Below are 18,370 nucleotides of genomic sequence, written 5' to 3' on the forward strand. Positions count from 1 at the left end.
TTGACAACTGGATGCATTACTACAACACTACGAGGCGGCACTCAACGATCGGGATGCTCAGTCCGATCAATTATGAGATGTCACTGACCGCGGAGTTTATGGCCGCGTAACCACCCTCCACTATCCGGGGGGAACCTCAGAACTCCACGCGGCAGAGACCGGCTGGAAGGTACAACGCGCGACAGGCGACGCTGACGCCGCCACACACGCGGCGGTCCAGGCACTTCGGTACAACACCGCGGCAAACGAAGAAACCGCCCTGTCTGGCGGTTCCGTGTTACTCGTAGAGGACCTACTCCAGGCCGTCCAAGGACGTGCTGATTGCAGTAAGGCCTCTATGGTGCGCGAGGGGGGACTTGAACCCCCACGTCCTGAGACACTGGAACCTAAATCCAGCGCGTCTGCCAATTCCGCCACTCGCGCGTGCACGAGACAGCATACCGGCTGACCTGCGACTTGGATCACTTAGGTACCGTCAAGACATGGCATCGAACAAGCGGAGGCACCGACCAGCACTCATAGCGCTGGTAGTTGTCGCGGCCACGGTATGCCTCGGGCTCGCGTGGTGGCAGCTGGATCGGTTCGAGTCGAGCTCCGGCACCGGTCAGAATCTGGGCTACGCGCTCCAATGGCCGGCCTTTGCCGCCTTCTGCGTGTACGCGTACCGCAAGTTCGTTGTTCTCGAATCCGATCCGGACGAGGTCGACAAGCTCAACAGCAGCCGCGGCGTCACAGAGATCCCAGAGGGACTCCTGCCACCCCGGCCGAAATCGGCACCCGCACCGCTGACCGAGGACGGCACCACCGACGGCGCCCAGATCGCCGAGTACAACCGCCTGCTGGCCGAGCTACGTGAGGCGGACGCGCGTCGCGCAGCAGCCTCCGCCGACAGCACCAACGATCACCCCACCGACAACCCGCAACGGAGCAATCAGTGAGCAACACCCCTGCCGAGTCGACCACCACCGTCACCAGAACGGCACCGCCGACCAAGATCAAGGGCGCACTGCTGCGGTACCGGGTGATGGCCTGGATCACCGGTCTGTGGCTGCTCCTGCTCGTTGCCGAACTGATCTTGGCGTACGGCTTCGACAACCACAGCCTCGGATTTGTCCCGATCGTGCACGGCTGGGTCTACTTCATCTATCTGATCATGGCGATCGATCTGGGCATCAAGGTTCGCTGGCCGATCGGAAAGGCGATCCTGACGTTGATCGCCGGAACGATCCCGTTCCTGTCGTTCTGGGTGGAGCACCAGCGCACGCTGGAGATCCGGGCCCAGTTCGACGTCTGACCGAACCAGACCCGGATCCGGGTCTAGTTCCCGGCGAGCTTCCGCAGCGCTGGAATCAGTTGTGCCAGTGCGCGGCCGCGGTGACTCAGGGCGTCCTTCTCCGCCGGAGACAGCTGTGCCGAACTGCGGCCGCTCTCCGATTCCTCATCGGGTACAAAGATGGGGTCGTAGCCGAAGCCGTTGTCGCCCACCGGTTCTGTGATGATCTTGCCGCGCCATTCGCCCCGGACAACAACCTCGGAGTCGGCGGTGACCACCGCGCAGGCCGACACGAAAGCCCCACCGCGACGCTCGTCCGGGACATCGCCGAGCTGATTGAGCAACAACTCGGTGTTGGCGATGTCGTCACCATGGCGCCCCGACCACCGCGCCGACAGGACGCCGGGCATGCCGTTCAATGCGTCGACCTCCAGCCCGGAATCGTCGGCAACAGAAGGTAATCCGGTGGCCGCAAAGGCGTCACGCGCTTTGGCGAGTGCGTTCTCCTCGAACGTCGCGCCGATCTCGGGTGCCTCATCGAACGGTGGCACCTCGTCGAGACCGATGACGTCGAGCCCTTCGATACCGGCCTGCTCGACAACACGGCGCAACTCGGCGAGCTTCTTCGTGTTGCGGCTGGCGACCAGGATCTGGCCCATCAGCTGCCGAAGGCCTTCCGCTTGCTCGTGACCTCGGGCTCGGGAAGCTCGCCGGGATACGGCAATGCCAGAGCCTCGCGCTGCACCACGAACAACTGCTCGATGCCGACCATCGCCGAGTCCAGCAGGCGGTCAAGGGTCGACCGGGGGAACGTGGCGCCCTCACCGGTGCCCTGGATCTCCACGAGGGTGCCGGTGTCTGTCGCGACGACGTTCATGTCGACCTCGGCACGCGCATCTTCTTCGTACGGCAGATCCAATCGCACACGACCGTCGACCACACCTACGCTGACCGCCGCGATCCCACACGAGATCGGTTGCGGGTCAGCAAGTTTGCCCGCCGCGTTGAGGTAGGTGACCGCATCACACAACGCCACGTAGGCCCCGGTGATCGCCGCGGTACGCGTACCACCGTCGGCCTGGAGCACATCGCAGTCGAGGGCGATGGTGTTCTCCCCCAGGGCTGCGAGGTCGATGCAGGCACGCAATGAGCGGCCGATCAGCCGGCTGATCTCCTGAGTCCGGCCGCCGACCTTGCCCTTGACCGATTCACGGGCGGACCGGTCATGGGTGGCTGCCGGCAACATCGCGTATTCCGCGGTCAGCCAGCCGAGACCGGATCCACGCCGCCAGCGCGGCACACCTTCGGTGACGCTGGCGGTGCACATGACCCGCGTCTCCCCGAATTCAACAAGTACTGATCCGGCGGGGTGACTGGTGAAACCACGGGTGATGGTCACCTTCCGCAGTTCGTCATCGGTTCGGCCATCTGCACGTCTACTCACAGGGCCTACCCTATCGAGTCGGCCCGCGAGCCGTGCCCGGGCGTGCGATACCCGACCCGGGCTCGCGGCTACCTTGTCAGGAGATGTCGATGACGTCGCCGCGGCGGACCACCCGGATCGGGCCGTCGTACGCCTCTCGGGCCTCGGCCAACACCTCGTCGGGCCAGGTCCACGGCGGCAGGTGGGTCAGCATCAGACTCTTGGCGCCGGCCTTAGCCGCGGTCTCACCGGCCTCGCGACCCGACAGGTGCAGATTCGGCGGCCGGTTGACCGGATCGTGGGTCCATGACGCTTCGCACAGGAACACGTCAGCCTCTTCCGCCAGTTCGACCAGTTCGTCGCAGACACCGGTGTCACCGCTGTAGGTGAGCACCTGGCCCGCCGGTCCGGTCACGCGGAAGCCGAACGTCTGCGGCGGGTGATTGACCCGCCGGGGGAAGAAGGTCATCCCACCGAGCTCCACCAAGACGCCGTCGACCCAGGTGCCGACCTCGAAGGTGTCGGTGATGTCGTCGACCTCGCCGGGGTACTCCGACGACGCCGCCCCGATCCGCTGCGCGGTCCCCGGCGGCCCGATCAACGTGCCCTTGGCGACCGCCGGTACCGGGCTGTATCGACGCCACACCAGCAGGCCGGGAAGGTCGAGACAGTGGTCAGCATGAAGGTGGCTGAGCGCGATCGCCACGTCGTTCGGATCGACATGTTGCAGCAATGATCCGAGGACGCCGGGACCGAAATCCATCGCCACCGGCTGCTGTCCGGGCACCGTCAGCAGGTACCCCGATGCGGGCGAATCGGGGCCCGACAAACTGCCAGAACAACCCAGCACGGTCAGACGCATGCCGCCATGCTGCCACGCTTGATCAGTTCACGGTTGACGGAACCGGCATCACACGTGCTGGACTGCTCCGAGTGCCGGTCCGAGGAATCTGGTGGCGAGCTTCGCGAACGACTCGGGATCACCGGTGGCCTGGAAGATCCGTTCCGCCGGACCATCGACGGGCCCGCGCAGCAGGTCGTTGGTGGTCAGCACCCGAAGGACGTCTTTCGCGGTTTCCTCGGCACTCGACACCAGCGTCACGTCGTCGCCGACGGCCAGCTGGATGACACCGGACAGCATCGGATAGTGCGTGCACCCGAGCACCACGGTGTCGACGCGCGCAGCGGCAAGCGGTTCGAGATAACCCTCCGCCAGGCCGAGGACCTGACGTCCGCTGGTGATCCCCCGCTCCACGAAGTCGACGAACCGCGGACACGCCACCGACGTGATGACCGCGTTCTGGGCTGCGGCGAACGAGTCTTCATACGCGCGGGAGGCGATGGTCGCTTCCGTGCCGATCACGCCGATCCGACCAGATCGGGTGGCCGCGACCGCACGCCGAACCGCCGGCAGGACCACCTCGATCACCGGGATCGGATAACGTTCGCGGGCATCCCGCAGGCACGCAGCGGACGCGGTGTTGCAGGCGATGACAAGTGCTTTGACGCCTCGCTCGACGAGTTCGTCGCCGATGGCCAGCGCGTGCGCCCGGATCTGCGGAATGGTCAGCGGTCCGTACGGGCCGTTGGCGGTGTCGCCGATATAGATGATGTTCTCCGACGGCAGCTGATCGATCACTGCCCTGGCCACGGTGAGCCCCCCGACGCCGGAATCGAAGATGCCGATCGGCGCGTTCAAGTCTGGACTCACAGTGTGGTGCTCCCGGGGTTGCCGAAGTTGGTGGATCCGTAGGGCGATGGTGGTGGCTGAGCCTTCTTCCGGTCCTTCTTGGACAAGTACCAGGCCGCGAGGATGCCACCGGCTGCCCCGAAGAGATGACCTTGCCACGACACGCCCGTTCCTGCCGGCACCACACCCCACAGGATGCCGCCGTAGATCAGGAAGACCACCACACCGATCAGGACCTGAGTGAAGTTCCGGTTGAACAGACCGCGCACCAGGATGTAGGTGAGCCAGCCGAAGATGATGCCCGAGGCGCCGACGGTCACCGTATACGGCGGCGCGAACAACCACACCCCCAGACCCGAGACAACCCAGACGATCGCGGTGGCGATCAGGAAATGTCGGGTCATCAGGACCAGGAATCCGAGCACCATGCCAGGAATCGTGTTGGCCACCAGGTGTTCCCAGTCGGCGTGCAGAAACGGCGACGCCGCGATCCCGCTGAGTCCGTCGACCTCGCGCGGCTCGATGCCGGCGCTGTCGAGATCACGATCACTGACCACGTCGATGAACTCGATGACGTACAGCAACGCCGTGAGCGCCAGCATGATGACCGCCGACCGCGCCCACAGCGGCCAGGACGCGGGGCCCTTCTTCGCCGGCGGGCCGGACGATGTCGGCCCATTACCCGTAGCGCCGTAGGAGCCAAGTGAGCCGGTCATGGTTCTCCGATCGAACGGTGGCAACATCAAATGCTGGCACGGGCGGTGTCGCGGTCAGGCCCAGAGTTGCCCTTCGAGCCCCTCCCCTGCCTCATCGAGGCTACCTTCGTACGCACCGGTCGACAGATACTTCCACCCCGCATCGGCCACCACGAACCCGATGTCGGCCCGGACACCGGCCTTGACCGCCTTGCGTCCGACACCGAGCGCGGCATGGAGGATCGCACCGGTCGAGATACCCGCGAAGATCCCTTCGGCGTCGATCAATTCGCGGATGCGGCGGACCGCGTTGCGTCCCTCGACCGAGAATCGGCTGGTGAGGATCGCATCGTCGTACAGTTCGGGCACAAATCCCTCGTCGATGTTCCGCAGGCCGTAGACCTCGTCGCCATAACGCGGTTCGGCGGCCACGATCTCGACCCCGGGCTTGGTCTCCCGAAGGAATCGGCCGACCCCCATCAGCGTGCCGGTGGTGCCGAGGCCGGCAACGAAGTGGGTGATCTCCGGCAGGTCCGCCAGCAGTTCGGGGCCGGTGCCCTCGTAGTGTGCGAGCGCGTTCGCGGCATTGCCGTACTGGTAGAGCATCACCCAGTCGGGGTGTTCGGCGGCCAGCTCCTTGGCCATCGCCACGGCCTTGTTCGACCCTCCGGCGGCCGGTGACGAGATGATCTGCGCGCCGAACATCGTCAGCAACTGGCGACGCTCGATCGAGGTGTTCTCGGGCATCACGCAGATCAGGTTGTAGCCCTTGAGTTTTGCGGCCATGGCCAACGAGATGCCGGTGTTGCCGCTGGTCGGTTCCAGGATGGTCGCACCCGGCGACAACAGACCGTCGGCCTCGGCCTGCTCGATCATCCGCAGCGCCGGACGGTCTTTGATCGAGCCGGTGGGATTGCGATCCTCGAGCTTGGCCCACAGCCGCACCGCCGGACCCTCATCGCTGTCATTCCAGCGCGGCGACAAGCGCTGCAGTCCGATCAGCGGAGTGTTGCCCACCGAGTCGATGAGCGATTCATATCGTGCCATCTCAGTACGGTTCAGCCGCCGGCAACGGCGGGCAGGATGGTCACCTCGTCGCCATCGGCCACCGAGGTGTCGAGTCCACCGGAGAACCGCACGTCTTCGTCGTTGACGTATACATTCACGAAGCGGTGCAGCTTGCCCGAGGCGATGAGTCGGTCTTTCAGTCCGCTGTGGCTGGCGTCGAGGTTGTCGATCAGCTCACCCACGGTGGCCCCGCTGGATTCGACCCGCTTGTTGCCGTCGGTGTACGTACGCAGGATCGTGGGGATGGAAACTGTTACTGCCATTGCGAACTCCCTCTAGGTGATGTCGATCGGCTCTTCGGTGATCTCACCGTCGACGATCCGGTAGCTCCGGATTTCTTCGGTCTCCGGGTCACGGGTGGAGATCAGCACGTAATGCGCATTCGGCTCGGAGGCGAAGGAGACATCGGTTCGACTCGGATACGCCTCGGTTGCGGTGTGCGAGTGGTAGATGACCACCGGCTCTTCGTCGCTGCGATCCATCTCGCGCCAGACCTTGAGCTGTTCGACGGAATCGAAGCGGTAAAAGGTCGGTGACCGTTCGGCGTTCACCATCGCGATGAATCGCTCCGGACGGTCCGAACCCTCCGGACCGGCGATCACACCGCAGGCCTCATCGGGATGATCGGCGCGGGCATGAGCGACCATCTGGTCAACCAGAGACCGGCTGATGGTGAGCACTTCGGCTAACCCCCTGACGTCGGATCGGTGACTTCTGCGGTGCCCGAAACTATTAGGACACGAATGCTGTTGGCAACGTCTCCCGGTAGGTCGGTATTCCGGCGACCGGTGTGGCGGCGATGACGGCATTGACGATGGCGCGCTGCACCACGGTCGCCGCGGCCTCCCCGATGGCCGCCACGAGTGCGACGTCCGGATTCATCCCCGGCGGGACGTCGGGCGATTCAGCGGGTCCGGGTGTCGGGGTCGCCGAGCCGGTGGCAACCGCGAACAGTGTGTCACCGTCGAGCGGTGAATGGGCGGGACGGATCGCGCGGGCCAAACCGTCGTGCGCGGTCATGGCCACCCGGCGGACCGACGCCGGATCCAGACTCGCGTCGGTGGCGATGACACCGATGGTGGTGTTCAGCGGACTCGATTTCGCGGTGAGATTCAACAGATTCGCCACCTCGCCCGACTCGGGCTCCCGCAATCCGAAGTAGTCCAGCTCCAATGGGAGTGCACCCCAGGGCAATCCACTGGTCGGGTCGATGACTGCACCCACCGGGTTGGCCACGATCAGCGCGGCCACCGTGATGCCGGTCGCCGGTCCCGTGGTGAAAGTGATGCTCGCACTGCCCACGCCACCTTTCAGTGCTCCGGCCCGGGCGCCGGTGCCGGCACCCACCGAACCGGTGGCAACCCCGGTGTCCGCGTCGGCCGCGGCCCGCGCGCCGAACTCTTGATCCGGACGAGCCGACCAGTCACCCACCGCCAGGTCGAAGATCACCGCTCCGGGCACGATCGGCACCACCGAACCGCGCTTGTCCATCACCAGTCCGATCCCCTGGCCCTCGAGGTGGGTCATCACGCCGTCGGCGGCGGCCAATCCGTAGGCACTGCCACCGCTGAGAACGATCGCGTGTGCCTGCTGCACGGTATTGGACGGATCGAGCAGATCGGTTTCCCTGGTCCCGGGCCCACCGCCCCTGACATCGACGGCGGCCACCGCGCCCTGCGGCAACAACACCACGGTGGTGCCGGTGGCCCAACCCTCTCCGGCGGCGTCTTCGGTGGCCACGGTGACGTGGTCGTCGAGTCGCTGGTGCTGGCCGACACGCACCCCGGCGACGTCGGTGATGGAGTCCGTCGGTCCTGGGATCATGGGTTCCTCACCTGGCGGGCCACTGTTCTACCAGAGATCTCACTCACCGGCCCGCTCACTTGCCGATGAGGGCGACCACCAGCAGTTCCTGCACGACGGTCAGCCAGTGGTAGACGTCGAGATGCGCTGCCATCGGATCGCCCTCGGGTAGCTGATCGGGGGTGGACTCGCTGATGCCGATCATCGCGCCGAGTGCCAGACGCACGTCGTTCACCGCGGACAACCACTGATCGGCTTCTTCTGCCGTCAAGGAGACCGCACCGCCGCCCTCGGGCAAGGAGTCGAGCACCACCCGCGCGGCTTCCTGTTTGGCGGAGATGATGAGTGGTTCGTGGAGGCTGCGCAGTGCGCCGTTGAGGTCGCCCGTGGCCGCGTCCATCGAGGTGGTCTCGTCCTGATCGGGGCGATGGAAGTCCGGGAAGAGGCGGCCCAGCGTCGCATCCGACGGCGGGTTGGAGTGCCCCGAGGGAATGCCCGTCAGATCCGAGAGCTCATCCGTCGGAGCGGTCGACTCACGCTCGTCGAGCAACTCCGTCATCGACGTGACGAGCGATGCGATCAGGTCGGATTCGTGTTGATCGAGCTCGGTGGTGATGCGCAGACGATCACCGGAGCCGCGCCGTTTCCAATTGCGCACGCGATCAGCTGTCCCGCTGCATCGTGGCCCACAGGCCTGCGGAATGCAGCTTCTGCACGTCGAGTTCCACCTTGTCGCGGTCGCCGGACGACACCACGGCCCGCCCTTCGGTATGGACTTGCATCATCAATTCGGACGCCTTCGTCTCGCTGTATCCGAAGACCTTCTGGAAGACGTAGGTCACGTACCTCATCAAATTCACCGGGTCGTCCCACACGATGGTCACCCACGGACGGTCGAGTGCCTCGTCGTGTTCGGCAACGGCGGTACTGGACGGAGTAGCCTCGTGCTGACCGTCGCCCGCCGTGAACGTGGTGTGGACACGCTGCGGTGCGGTCATCATCTGTCCGCGCATAAGCCCTAGGGTACCGATAGTGACCGCATCGAAGACAGTTCTGCTGACCGACCAATACGAGCTCACCATGATCGCCGCCGCGCTGGCCGGCGGAAGCGCGCACCGCAACTGCACTTTCGAACTGTTCGCACGGCGACTCCCCGACGGTCGCCGCTACGGCGTTGTCGCTGGTACCGGGCGCCTGGTCGAGCAACTCGCCGAGTTCACGTTCGGGCCCGACGAACTGGCGCTCGTCGAACGGTTCCTCGACCCCGACACACTCGACTGGCTGAGCCGATACCGATTCTCCGGAGACATCGACGGGTATCCGGAAGGCGAGCTGTACTTCCCCGGCTCCCCGATCCTCACCGTCCGGGGCACCTTTGCCGAAGCGGTCGTCCTGGAGACGCTGGCCCTGTCGATCATCAACCACGACAGTGCCATCGCCTCGGCGGCGGCCCGGATGGTCACCGCGGCCGGTTCCCGTCCGATCATCGAGATGGGGTCGCGCCGAACGCACGAGCAGGCGGCGGTGGCATCGGCACGGGCCGGATACCTCGCCGGGATGTCGGCGACGTCCAACCTGGAAGCCGCGCGCCGGCACGGAATTCCCAGCACCGGCACCAGTGCGCACTCGTTCACCCTGTTGCACACCACGGCCGACGGTCCGGACGAGAAGGCGGCATTCGCCTCGCAGATCGCGCGCCTCGGTGTGGGAACCACACTGCTCGTCGACACCTACGACATCCGCCAGGGGGTGGCCAACGCCATCGATGTGGCGGGCACCGAACTCGGCGGTGTGCGCATCGACTCCGGCGACCTGGGGATGCTCGCACGTCAGGTTCGCCAGCAGCTCGACGACCTCGGTGCCACCAAGACCAAGATCGTCGTCTCGGGTGACCTCGACGAATACGCCATCGCGGCACTGCGCGCCGAGCCGGTGGACGCGTACGGGGTGGGCACGGCGCTGGTGACCGGGTCGGGGTCCCCGACCGCGGGCATGGTCTACAAGCTGGTGGAGGTCGACGGTATCCCGGTCGCAAAACGCGCCAGCCACAAGGAATCTCGGGGCGGCGCCAAGGCGGCGCTGCGGACGGCCAAACCGTCGGGGACCATCCTGGAAGAAGTCGTGTACCCCACCGGCTCGGCCGCACCCGGCCTCACGGCACCGTCGCGACCCCTGCAGATCCCGTTGATCAGGGGTGGTAAACCGGTCGACGGTCTACCTACCCTGGAGGAGTCCCGGCAGCACCTGGCCGCGGCCCTTGTCAGTCTGCCGTGGGAAGGTTTGGGTCTGTCCCGCGGCGAACCGGCAATACCCACGCGCTTCATCACCGCGTAGGTCGATCCGTTTCACCCGGTGAGGACGATGTTGTCTCTTCAAGTAGGGAATCTGTTGTGAGCGAACATATTCGAACTGCATTGCTGATCGTCGACGTGCAGAACGACTTCTGCGAGGGCGGCTCACTCGCGGTGTCCGGAGGCGGCGACGTCGCAGCGGCGATCACGCGCTACACGCAGCGCGATCACGGATACCTGGCCATCGCCGCCACCCGCGACCACCACATCGACCCGGGTGATCATTTCTCCGACAACCCCGACTTCGTCAACAGCTGGCCGCGGCATTGTGTCGAGGGCACTGCGGGCATGGACTTCCATCCCCGGTTCGATGCGACCGTCGCCGATGCGACGTTCTCGAAGGGAAAGTACAGCGCCGCGTATTCGGGATTCGAGGGCGCCGACAGCAATGACGCGAAGCTCGCCGACTGGCTCCGTGACCGGGAGATCAACGCCGTCGATGTCGTCGGCCTCGCGACCGATCACTGCGTGCGTGCCACGGCCCTCGACGCGGTCGCCGCCGGGTTCACCACCCGCGTCCTGCTCGGCTACTGCGCCGGTGTCGCCGTCGCCACCACCAAGGCCGCGATCTCCGAGATGAGTGATGCCGGGATCACCATCGTGCCGCCGTCGCACGTCCGATGACAGATCCGCAGTGAGCTCGATACCCGAGGTACCCGACCTACTCGCCGAGGCGGTCTCCGCACTCGGTGGTGCCCGGCGCGACGGCCAGCTGAAAATGGCGTCCGCCGTGGCCCACTCCATCGACACCGGCGAACACCTGGCCGTCCAGGCCGGCACCGGCACCGGCAAGTCGCTGGCCTACCTGGTTCCGTCGTTGCGTCACGCCGTCGACACCGGCAAGACCGTGATCGTCTCCACCGCGACCATCGCGTTGCAGCGCCAGCTCGTCGATCGCGATCTGCCGCGCACAGCGAAGGCGCTCACCAAGCCCCTCGGCCGGCCACCCGAGTTCGCGATACTCAAGGGACGGGGAAATTACTTGTGCCTCAACAAGATCCACGCCGGGACGATCGACGAACCCGCCGACGACGACCTGTTCAGTGCCGGCGGTCAGCCTGATCCGTTTGCCGCCTCCCGGCTGGGCCGCGAGGTCACCCGCCTGCGCGAGTGGACCTCCGACACCGAGACCGGCGACCGCGACGACCTCTCGACCAGTGTCTCCGACCGCGCGTGGCGGCAGGTCAGTGTGACCGCCCGGGAATGCCTCGGGGCCACCAACTGCTCCTACGGCGCCGACTGTTTCGCCGAGAAGGCAAAAGCCAGGGCCGGTCAGGCCGACCTGGTGGTCACCAATCACGCGTTGCTGGCGATCGATGCGATGAGCCCGGCCGCGATCCTTCCCGAACACGATGTCGTGGTGGTCGACGAGGCGCACGAACTCGCCGACCGGATCACCTCTGTTGCCACCGCCGAGATGTCGGGCGGTTCCATCGCGGGTGCGGCCAGACGCTGCGGAAAGCTCATCGACGACGAGCTCTCCGACGACATCGCGGGCAGCAGCGAGCAGATCGAAGCACTGCTCGATGAACTGGCACCCGGCCGGTGGACGGGTCTGCCCGACGGCGCGCCCCTGGCGCTGTCCTCTCTACGCGACCGGCTGTGGAGGGCGCACACCGCGATCGGGCCGGCCCGGCGCAGCGGTGAACTCGACGCCGATGCCAGCGCCGCCCGATCGGCCGCACTGACCACGCTGGAAGAAATGCACGACACCGCGGTGCGGATCCTCGGTGCCTTCGACGACCCGGACCCGGCCCGCCGGCCCGACGTCGTGTGGGTAGCAGAGGAACTCATCCGTGGCGACCGCAAGAAGATGCTGCGGGTGGCTCCGCTGTCGGTGGGCGGACTGCTCCGCGCCTCCCTGTTCGCCAATGCCACCGTGATCCTGACCTCGGCGACCCTGACCGTCGGCGGTTCGTTCGACGGGCTGGCCGCCGAATGGGGTCTTCCCCCGCACCGGTCACGCTCGGACGACGAGTCCGAACCCGAGACACAGGCCACGAAATCGGCGCAGAGCATCACCGCCATCGGAAAGCCGCCGCCTTCGGACAAGAAGAAGATCACCTGGAACGGCGTCGACGTGGGCTCACCGTTCGACCACCAGAAGGCCGCGATCCTCTACGTGGCCCGCCACCTGCCGCCGCCGGGACGCGACGGCCTCTCGCCCCGCATCGTCGACGAGATGGTCGAGCTCATCACCGCGGCCGGCGGTCGGACCCTGGGCCTCTTCTCGTCGATGCGCGCTGCCAAGGCCGCAGCCGAGGCGGTGCGCGCCCGGATCGAACTCCCGGTGCTCTGCCAGGGCGAAGGAGCAACCGGCGCGCTGGTCAAGGAGTTCGCCGCCGACGAGAGCACCTGCCTGTTCGGCACCCTGTCGCTGTGGCAGGGCGTCGACGTCCCCGGACCGTCACTCAATCTGGTGCTGATCGACCGCATCCCGTTCCCGCGGCCCGACGATCCCCTCCTGCTGGCGCGTCAGCAGGCCGTCGAGGCCCGTGGCGGCAACGGCTTCATGGCCATCGCCGCCGGGCACGCCGCACTGCTGTTGTCCCAGGGCACGGGCCGTCTGCTGCGCTCCACCTCGGACCGGGGTGTGGTGGCGGTTCTCGACTCACGTTTGGCCACCGCCCGATACGGCAACTATCTACTGGCGTCGTTGCCACCGTTCTGGCGGACGTCGGATGGACAACTGGTCCGCGGGGCCCTGAGCAGATTGCACGGGGGCGCCGCGCCCTGAGTCCCGAGCCGAACCTGCCGCGGTCGCATACGGTGGGTGGCGACAGCGATGTCAGTGCAACACGCTCGAGTACCACCCCTCCAGACCGTCGAAAACTTCGAAAGGTGGCGCAGAAGGTGATAGGGCGCATCGGGATCGATGACATAGCCCCCGTGGTCTCCTCAGGTCAGTTCTCCGCGAAAGCGGTTGTTGGAGAGACCTTTCCAGTCAGCGCAACAGTGTGGAGAGAAGGCCACGACGCGGTCGCGGCCACCCTGCACGTAGACGGGCCGGCGCGTAGCAAGAGCATTGACATCCGGATGTCACCTGGCGCCGAACCGGACACGTTCAATGCCCTGTTCACACCGGACGCGGTCGGCTACTGGTCCTACCGGATCGACGGCTGGAGTGATCCCTTCGCCACCTGGCGCAACGCGATGGACAAGAAGCTCGCCGCCGGCCAGGGCAGCAGCGAACTCGCCAACGACATCGAGCGCGGCGCACTCCTGCTCGAAAAGGCGCTCGACGTCGTCCCACCGAGCGACCGCGAACTGCTGAACAGCGCCATCACCGCCCTGCGTCAGCAGGAGGCCGCCCTTCCCAGCAGGGTCGGGCCGGCTCTGTCCCAGCCGGTCAGCACCCTGCTGATCAATTATCCGGTGCGGGAGCTGGTCACCAAGAGCCGCACCCACCGCATCTGGGTCGACCGCGAGCGGGCGCTGTACGGCTCCTGGTATGAGATGTTCCCGCGGTCCACCGGCGGCTGGGACAACGAAGGACGGCCCGTTCACGGCACCTTCCACACCGCGGCCGAAGACCTCCCACGGATCGCCGACATGGGCTTCGACGTGGTCTATCTCCCGCCGATCCATCCGATCGGTGAGGTCAACCGCAAGGGCCCCAACAACTCCGTCACCGCCGGTCCCGACGACGTCGGGTCCCCGTGGGCGATCGGCTCGGTGGACGGCGGACACGACGCCATCCACCCCCGGCTGGGCACACTCGACGACTTCATCTACTTCCGTGAGCGTGCCGAACAACTCGGTATGGAGGTCGCACTCGACCTGGCCCTGCAGTGCGCGCCCGATCACCCCTGGACCACCGAACATCCCGACTGGTTCACGATCGAACCCGACGGCACGATCCGCTATGCCGAGAACCCGCCCAAGAAGTACCAGGACATCTATCCCCTCAACTTCGACGATGATCGCAACGGGATCTTCCGCGGCGTACTCAAGGTGGTGCTGCACTGGGTCGCGCAGGGTGTCAAGATCTTCCGGGTCGACAATCCACACACCAAGCCACCGGACTTCTGGGAGTGGCTCATCGTCGAGGTGAAGAAGCGGGATCCGGACGTGTTGTTCCTTGCCGAGGCCTTCACGAGGCCGGCACGCCTGTACGGACTGGCCAAGCTGGGGTTCACGCAGTCGTACACGTACTTCACATGGCGGACCGCCAAGTGGGAGCTCACCGAGTTCGGCAACGAGATCGCGACAAGGGCCGATATCGGCCGGCCCAACCTGTTCGTCAACACCCCGGACATCCTCCACGAGAGCCTGCAGCACGGAGGTCCCGGAATGTTTGCGTTGCGGGCAGCGCTGGCTGCCACGTTGTCCCCGACCTGGGGTGTGTACAGCGGCTTCGAATTGTTCGAGCACCACGCCGTCCGCGAGGGCAGCGAGGAGTATCTGGATTCGGAGAAGTACGAACTCCGCCCCCGCGACTACAAAGGTGCGGCGAGCCGGGGCGAATCCCTCGAAGGTTGGATTCGTTCGCTCAACGAGATCCGCCGGCGCCACCCGGCGCTACAGCAATTGCGGTATCTCAAGTTCCATCATGTCGACAACGATGCGCTCATCGCGTTCTCGAAGTTCGACCCGCACACGGGCGACACCGTGGTGGTGGTCATCAACATCAACCCCTACGGCGCCGAGGAGTCAACCGTGTGGCTGGACATGCCCTCGCTCGGTTACAACTGGCACGACCGGTTCAGTGGCATCGATGAGGTCACCGGGGAGAGCTTCCACTGGGGCCAGTCCAACTACGTCCGGCTCGAACCCTGGCGCTCGGTTGCCCACATCGTCGCGTTACCGCCGATGCCGGAAGCGGCGCGCAGCGCACTCGCGTTCAGGACTCCGTCATGACCACACCGTCACAACCCCCGAACACTGCGAACACCGCACCCGACCCCACCATCGAGCAGTCCGAGCTGGACAGACTGCTGGCGGGCACCCATCACAACCCGCACGGGATCCTGGGCGCCCACACCTCAGGTGAGTACACGATCCTGCGGACCCTCAAGCCCGACGCGGTGTCGGTCAGTGCCGTCGTCGGCGGGGTAGATCATTCACTCACGCACCAGGATTCGGGTCTCTTTGTCGCCGCGGTGCCGTATCCGAAGCTCATCGACTACCGGTATCGGGTCACGTACCGCGATTCAGACACCGGCGTCGACCGCGAATTCGTCGTCGCCGACGGATACCGGTTCCTGCCGAGCCTGGGCGAACTCGACATCCACCTGTTCACCGAGGGCCGGCACGAACGCTTGTGGGAGATCCTCGGTCCGCAGTCACGGCTCTATTCAACCCCGGACGGGGACGTCGACGGCACCAGCTTCGCCGTGTGGGCACCCAACGCCCAGGGCGTCACCCTCATCGGGAGCTTCGACGGCTGGCGCGGGCACACCGCGCCGATGCGCAGCCTCGGTTCGAGTGGGGTCTGGGAGGTTTTTGTACCTCACATCGGGCCCGGGACGACCTACAAATTCCGGATCACCGGCCACGATGGTGTGTCCAGGGAAAAGGCAGATCCGATGGCGCGGGCCACCGAGGTCCCACCGGCCACCGCCTCGGTGATTCCCGAGACCCACTTCGAGTGGAGTGACGCCGAGTGGATCGCCCAGCGCGAGAAGCTGGTTGCGGTCAATGAACCGATGAGCGTGTACGAAGTCCACCTCGGGTCGTGGCGTCAGGGGCTCAGTTACCGCGAGCTCGCCGATGAACTCGGCGCCTACGTCAGCGAACTCGGATTCACCCACGTCGAGTTGCTCCCGGTGTCGGAGCATCCCTTCGGCGGATCCTGGGGGTACCAGGTCACGTCGTACTTCGCCCCGACCTCACGCTTCGGCAGCCCCGACGACTTCCGGTTCTTCGTCGACCGTCTGCACGAACTGGGGATCGGTGTCCTCGTCGACTGGGTTCCCGCCCACTTCCCCAAAGACGCCTGGGCTCTCGCCCGATTCGACGGCACTCCCCTCTACGAACACGGCAACCCGCAGCGCGGCGAGCAACTGGACTGGGGCACTTACGTTTTCGACTTCGGCCGCGCCGAGGTCCGCAACTTCCTCGTCGCCAACGCGCTCTACTGGTTCGACGAGTTCCACATCGACGGATTGCGCGTCGACGCAGTCGCATCGATGCTCTATCTCGACTACTCGCGGCCGGACGGCGGCTGGTCCCCCAATGTCCACGGGGGACGCGAGAATCTCGAGGCCGTTCAGTTCCTGCAAGAGATGAACGCGACCGTGCACAAACACCATCCCGGCGTTGTGACCATCGCCGAGGAGTCGACCTCCTGGCCCGGTGTCACACGCGACACCAATCTGGGTGGGCTCGGCTTCTCGATGAAGTGGAACATGGGCTGGATGCACGACACCCTCGGCTATCTCGGGCGCGATCAGATCCACCGCAGCTTCCACCACCACGAGATCACTTTCTCCCTGATGTACGCGTGGAGCGAGAACTTCGTGCTGCCCATCAGCCACGACGAAGTGGTGCACGGCAAAGGCACGCTGTGGACACGCATGCCCGGTGACTCCCCGACCAAGGCGGCCGGGGTCCGGGCACTGCTCTCCTACATGTGGGCGCATCCGGGCAAGCAGTTGCTGTTCATGGGCCAGGAATTCGCCCAGACCCCGGAATGGTCAGAGAACCGCAGCCTGTCGTGGGACCAACTCGAAGGCTGGGAAGGTGAACTGCACGTGGGCGTGCGCTCCCTTGTCACCGACCTCAACAGCATCTACCGGCGACATCCTGCGCTCTACAGCCAAGACATCACACCCAGTGGTTACGCCTGGATCGACGCCAACGACACCGCGGGCAACATCATCAGTTTCCTACGGTGGGGATCGGATGGTTCGGTGGTGGCGTGTGTCTTCAACTTCTCCGGCACCACTCGCACCGACTACCGGGTCGGTCTCCCGGTCGCCGGGAAGTGGAACGAGATCCTCAACACCGACGCACCGTCCTACGGCGGAACCGGCGAAGGTAATCTCGGCCAGGTGATCGCGAATGACGAAACCTGGCACGGCCGACCTGCATGCGCCCGCCTGACGTTGCCGGCCAATGGAGCCATCTGGATCGCGCCGGCCTGACGGCGCCGAGGCATCCGTGATCACCCGAAGTATCTCTTGGATCAGTGGACTGGTTGGCGTCTGCCTGCTGGTGTCCACCGGTTGCGCCAGTCGTGAAGAACGAGTGGTCGTCGACGGCGACCCGGTGTCGGTGTACTCCGACCCGTTCACGGTTGCCGGTCTACCCGTCAGCGACGGACCCAGTGGTCTACGCGAGGGCGCCGGAGAACCGGTGCTCGACATCGACAACGCGGATTCCGGCGAGATCGACACCCTGATGGCTGCGGCCCTCTTGGACCTCGAGACCTATTGGAAGCAGGCGTTCGAGCCGGCATTCGGCACGGAGTTCAAGACCGGGCTCGGATTCGTGTCCTGGGATGCCGAAGCACCCCGCAGTGCGTCGGTGACATTCTGCGGCGACTCGACCTACGGACACGTCAATGCCGCGTTCTGCCCGCCCCGCGACCAGATCGGCTGGGACCGCGGAATTTTGATGCCCGCGCTGCTGGAGGAGTTCGGCCCGATGGCTCCGGTCACCGTCATCGCACATGAATACGGCCACTACATCCAGACGCTCGCGGGCATCGACGATGAGGCCTCGCCGATCGTCAGCGAGCAGCAGGCGGATTGTCTGGCCGGCAACTTCATCCGTTGGATCGCCGAGGACAGCGGCAAGTTTCTGCAGATCAACACCGCCGACGGACTCAACACCGCAGTCGCCGCACTGATCTCGGCCCGGGACAGCGAACGCGGGCAGTCTGATCACGGCACCGCCTTCGAACGGGCGCACGCCTTCGAAACCGGATTCGGCAACGGCCCGGAGCGGTGTGCGGCGATCGACGAGATCAGCGTCGACGACATGCGAGACGCGATGCCCCCGCGTTTCGACAACACCGGCAGTATCGATACGACCCCGTTCAGCGCGGGCGGTCTCGAGTCGGTGGTCTCGTCGGTGGAAGAGTTCTTTGCCCTGCCGGCGGACGTCCGGCCGGCCGTCGAC

At 65.7% G+C, this 18,370-nt stretch carries 20 protein-coding genes and 1 tRNA gene; 9 read left to right on the top strand and 12 right to left on the bottom strand.

What is annotated here, in order from left to right; all coding sequences use genetic code 11:
* The first annotated feature begins 11 nt into the window (after positions 1-11).
* A complete protein-coding gene (locus tag VIQ49_RS11135; protein ID WP_331884485.1) occupies positions 12-110 on the top strand; it encodes a hypothetical protein in 99 nt (32 codons plus the stop codon).
* A 228-nt stretch (positions 111-338) separates the two neighbouring features.
* On the opposite strand, the gene VIQ49_RS11140 is transcribed toward VIQ49_RS11135, so the two are convergent.
* Positions 339-423: transfer RNA gene (locus VIQ49_RS11140), tRNA-Leu, on the bottom strand.
* A 59-nt stretch (positions 424-482) separates the two neighbouring features.
* Between VIQ49_RS11140 and VIQ49_RS11145 the strand changes: the two genes are divergently transcribed.
* Complete coding sequence (locus tag VIQ49_RS11145) at positions 483-938, top strand: transcriptional regulator (RefSeq protein ID WP_331884448.1); 456 nt, start codon at positions 483-485, stop codon at positions 936-938.
* The gene (locus tag VIQ49_RS11150) at positions 935-1,294 is read left to right on the top strand and encodes a DUF3817 domain-containing protein (RefSeq protein WP_331884450.1); all 360 of its coding nucleotides are present in this window, start codon (positions 935-937) and stop codon (positions 1,292-1,294) included. Before VIQ49_RS11145 ends, VIQ49_RS11150 begins: the two co-directional genes overlap by 4 nt.
* Positions 1,295-1,317: 23 nt before the next feature.
* Here VIQ49_RS11150 and rdgB read toward each other — a convergent pair whose 3' ends face one another.
* The 11 genes from rdgB to clpS form a co-directional block, all read right to left on the bottom strand.
* Positions 1,318-1,932 carry an RdgB/HAM1 family non-canonical purine NTP pyrophosphatase gene (rdgB, locus tag VIQ49_RS11155; protein ID WP_331884452.1) on the bottom strand — a complete coding sequence of 205 codons (615 nt, stop codon included), beginning with the start codon at positions 1,930-1,932 and terminating at the stop codon, positions 1,318-1,320.
* Positions 1,932-2,717, bottom strand: a complete 786-nt coding sequence (rph, locus tag VIQ49_RS11160) for a ribonuclease PH (protein ID WP_331884454.1) — start codon at positions 2,715-2,717, stop codon at positions 1,932-1,934. The genes rdgB and rph overlap by 1 nt, the downstream gene beginning before the upstream one ends.
* 76 nt (positions 2,718-2,793) lie before the next feature.
* Positions 2,794-3,558 carry a cyclic nucleotide-degrading phosphodiesterase gene (locus VIQ49_RS11165; protein ID WP_331884456.1) on the bottom strand — a complete coding sequence of 255 codons (765 nt, stop codon included), beginning with the start codon at positions 3,556-3,558 and terminating at the stop codon, positions 2,794-2,796.
* Positions 3,559-3,606: 48 nt separating this feature from the next.
* Positions 3,607-4,407, bottom strand: a complete 801-nt coding sequence (gene murI, locus VIQ49_RS11170) for a glutamate racemase (protein WP_331884458.1) — start codon at positions 4,405-4,407, stop codon at positions 3,607-3,609.
* Positions 4,404-5,102, bottom strand: a complete 699-nt coding sequence (locus VIQ49_RS11175) for a rhomboid family intramembrane serine protease (RefSeq protein ID WP_331884460.1) — start codon at positions 5,100-5,102, stop codon at positions 4,404-4,406. Before VIQ49_RS11175 ends, murI begins: the two co-directional genes overlap by 4 nt.
* 54 nt (positions 5,103-5,156) lie before the next feature.
* Complete coding sequence (locus VIQ49_RS11180; protein ID WP_331884462.1) at positions 5,157-6,128, bottom strand: cysteine synthase; 972 nt, start codon at positions 6,126-6,128, stop codon at positions 5,157-5,159.
* Between the two features lie 11 nt (positions 6,129-6,139).
* Positions 6,140-6,412, bottom strand: a complete 273-nt coding sequence (locus tag VIQ49_RS11185) for a MoaD/ThiS family protein (RefSeq protein WP_331884464.1) — start codon at positions 6,410-6,412, stop codon at positions 6,140-6,142.
* Between the two features lie 12 nt (positions 6,413-6,424).
* On the bottom strand, positions 6,425-6,829 hold the full coding sequence (locus VIQ49_RS11190; protein WP_331884466.1) for a M67 family metallopeptidase: 405 nt from the start codon (positions 6,827-6,829) through the stop codon (positions 6,425-6,427).
* 52 nt (positions 6,830-6,881) lie between these two features.
* Positions 6,882-7,973 carry a P1 family peptidase gene (locus VIQ49_RS11195; RefSeq protein WP_331884468.1) on the bottom strand — a complete coding sequence of 364 codons (1,092 nt, stop codon included), beginning with the start codon at positions 7,971-7,973 and terminating at the stop codon, positions 6,882-6,884.
* 55 nt (positions 7,974-8,028) lie between these two features.
* Entirely contained in the window at positions 8,029-8,610 is a 582-nt protein-coding gene (locus VIQ49_RS11200) for a DUF2017 domain-containing protein (RefSeq protein ID WP_331884470.1), read from the bottom strand.
* A 4-nt stretch (positions 8,611-8,614) separates the two neighbouring features.
* Positions 8,615-8,950, bottom strand: coding sequence for an ATP-dependent Clp protease adapter ClpS (gene clpS, locus VIQ49_RS11205; RefSeq protein ID WP_331884487.1), 336 nt, complete (start codon positions 8,948-8,950; stop codon positions 8,615-8,617).
* A gap of 34 nt (positions 8,951-8,984) precedes the next feature.
* On the opposite strand from clpS, the gene VIQ49_RS11210 reads away from it, so the two are divergent.
* The 6 genes from VIQ49_RS11210 to VIQ49_RS11235 all read left to right on the top strand — a co-directional run.
* Positions 8,985-10,286, top strand: a complete 1,302-nt coding sequence (locus tag VIQ49_RS11210) for a nicotinate phosphoribosyltransferase (RefSeq protein WP_331884472.1) — start codon at positions 8,985-8,987, stop codon at positions 10,284-10,286.
* 56 nt (positions 10,287-10,342) lie between these two features.
* Positions 10,343-10,927 (top strand): isochorismatase family protein, encoded by a 585-nt coding sequence (locus VIQ49_RS11215; protein ID WP_331884474.1) that lies wholly within the window; start codon positions 10,343-10,345, stop codon positions 10,925-10,927.
* 10 nt (positions 10,928-10,937) lie between these two features.
* A complete protein-coding gene (locus VIQ49_RS11220) occupies positions 10,938-13,040 on the top strand; it encodes an ATP-dependent DNA helicase (RefSeq protein WP_331884476.1) in 2,103 nt (700 codons plus the stop codon).
* A gap of 116 nt (positions 13,041-13,156) precedes the next feature.
* Complete coding sequence (locus VIQ49_RS11225; protein ID WP_331884489.1) at positions 13,157-15,163, top strand: maltotransferase domain-containing protein; 2,007 nt, start codon at positions 13,157-13,159, stop codon at positions 15,161-15,163.
* A complete protein-coding gene (gene glgB / locus VIQ49_RS11230) occupies positions 15,160-17,391 on the top strand; it encodes a 1,4-alpha-glucan branching protein GlgB (RefSeq protein ID WP_331884481.1) in 2,232 nt (743 codons plus the stop codon). The genes VIQ49_RS11225 and glgB overlap by 4 nt, the downstream gene beginning before the upstream one ends.
* Before the next feature lie 16 nt (positions 17,392-17,407).
* Positions 17,408-18,370 (top strand): neutral zinc metallopeptidase (locus VIQ49_RS11235; protein ID WP_331884483.1); only part of this gene is annotated, 963 nt, incomplete at its 3' end.

The organism is Williamsia sp. (assembly GCF_036566845.1).
Lineage (GTDB): Bacteria > Actinomycetota > Actinomycetes > Mycobacteriales > Mycobacteriaceae > Williamsia.

What these genes read in the sequence shown, in the direction of transcription:
- VIQ49_RS11135 (WP_331884485.1), top strand. Translation starts at nt 12, where the DNA reads ATGCATTACTACAACACTACGAGGCGGCACTCAACGATCGGGATGCTC.
- VIQ49_RS11145 (WP_331884448.1), top strand. Translation starts at nt 483, where the DNA reads ATGGCATCGAACAAGCGGAGGCACCGACCAGCACTCATAGCGCTGGTA.
- rdgB (WP_331884452.1), bottom strand. Translation starts at nt 1,932, where the DNA reads ATGGGCCAGATCCTGGTCGCCAGCCGCAACACGAAGAAGCTCGCCGAG.
- VIQ49_RS11165 (WP_331884456.1), bottom strand. Translation starts at nt 3,558, where the DNA reads ATGCGTCTGACCGTGCTGGGTTGTTCTGGCAGTTTGTCGGGCCCCGAT.
- VIQ49_RS11175 (WP_331884460.1), bottom strand. Translation starts at nt 5,102, where the DNA reads ATGACCGGCTCACTTGGCTCCTACGGCGCTACGGGTAATGGGCCGACA.
- VIQ49_RS11180 (WP_331884462.1), bottom strand. Translation starts at nt 6,128, where the DNA reads ATGGCACGATATGAATCGCTCATCGACTCGGTGGGCAACACTCCGCTG.
- VIQ49_RS11185 (WP_331884464.1), bottom strand. Translation starts at nt 6,412, where the DNA reads ATGGCAGTAACAGTTTCCATCCCCACGATCCTGCGTACGTACACCGAC.
- VIQ49_RS11195 (WP_331884468.1), bottom strand. Translation starts at nt 7,973, where the DNA reads ATGATCCCAGGACCGACGGACTCCATCACCGACGTCGCCGGGGTGCGT.
- clpS (WP_331884487.1), bottom strand. Translation starts at nt 8,950, where the DNA reads ATGACCGCACCGCAGCGTGTCCACACCACGTTCACGGCGGGCGACGGT.
- glgB (WP_331884481.1), top strand. Translation starts at nt 15,160, where the DNA reads ATGACCACACCGTCACAACCCCCGAACACTGCGAACACCGCACCCGAC.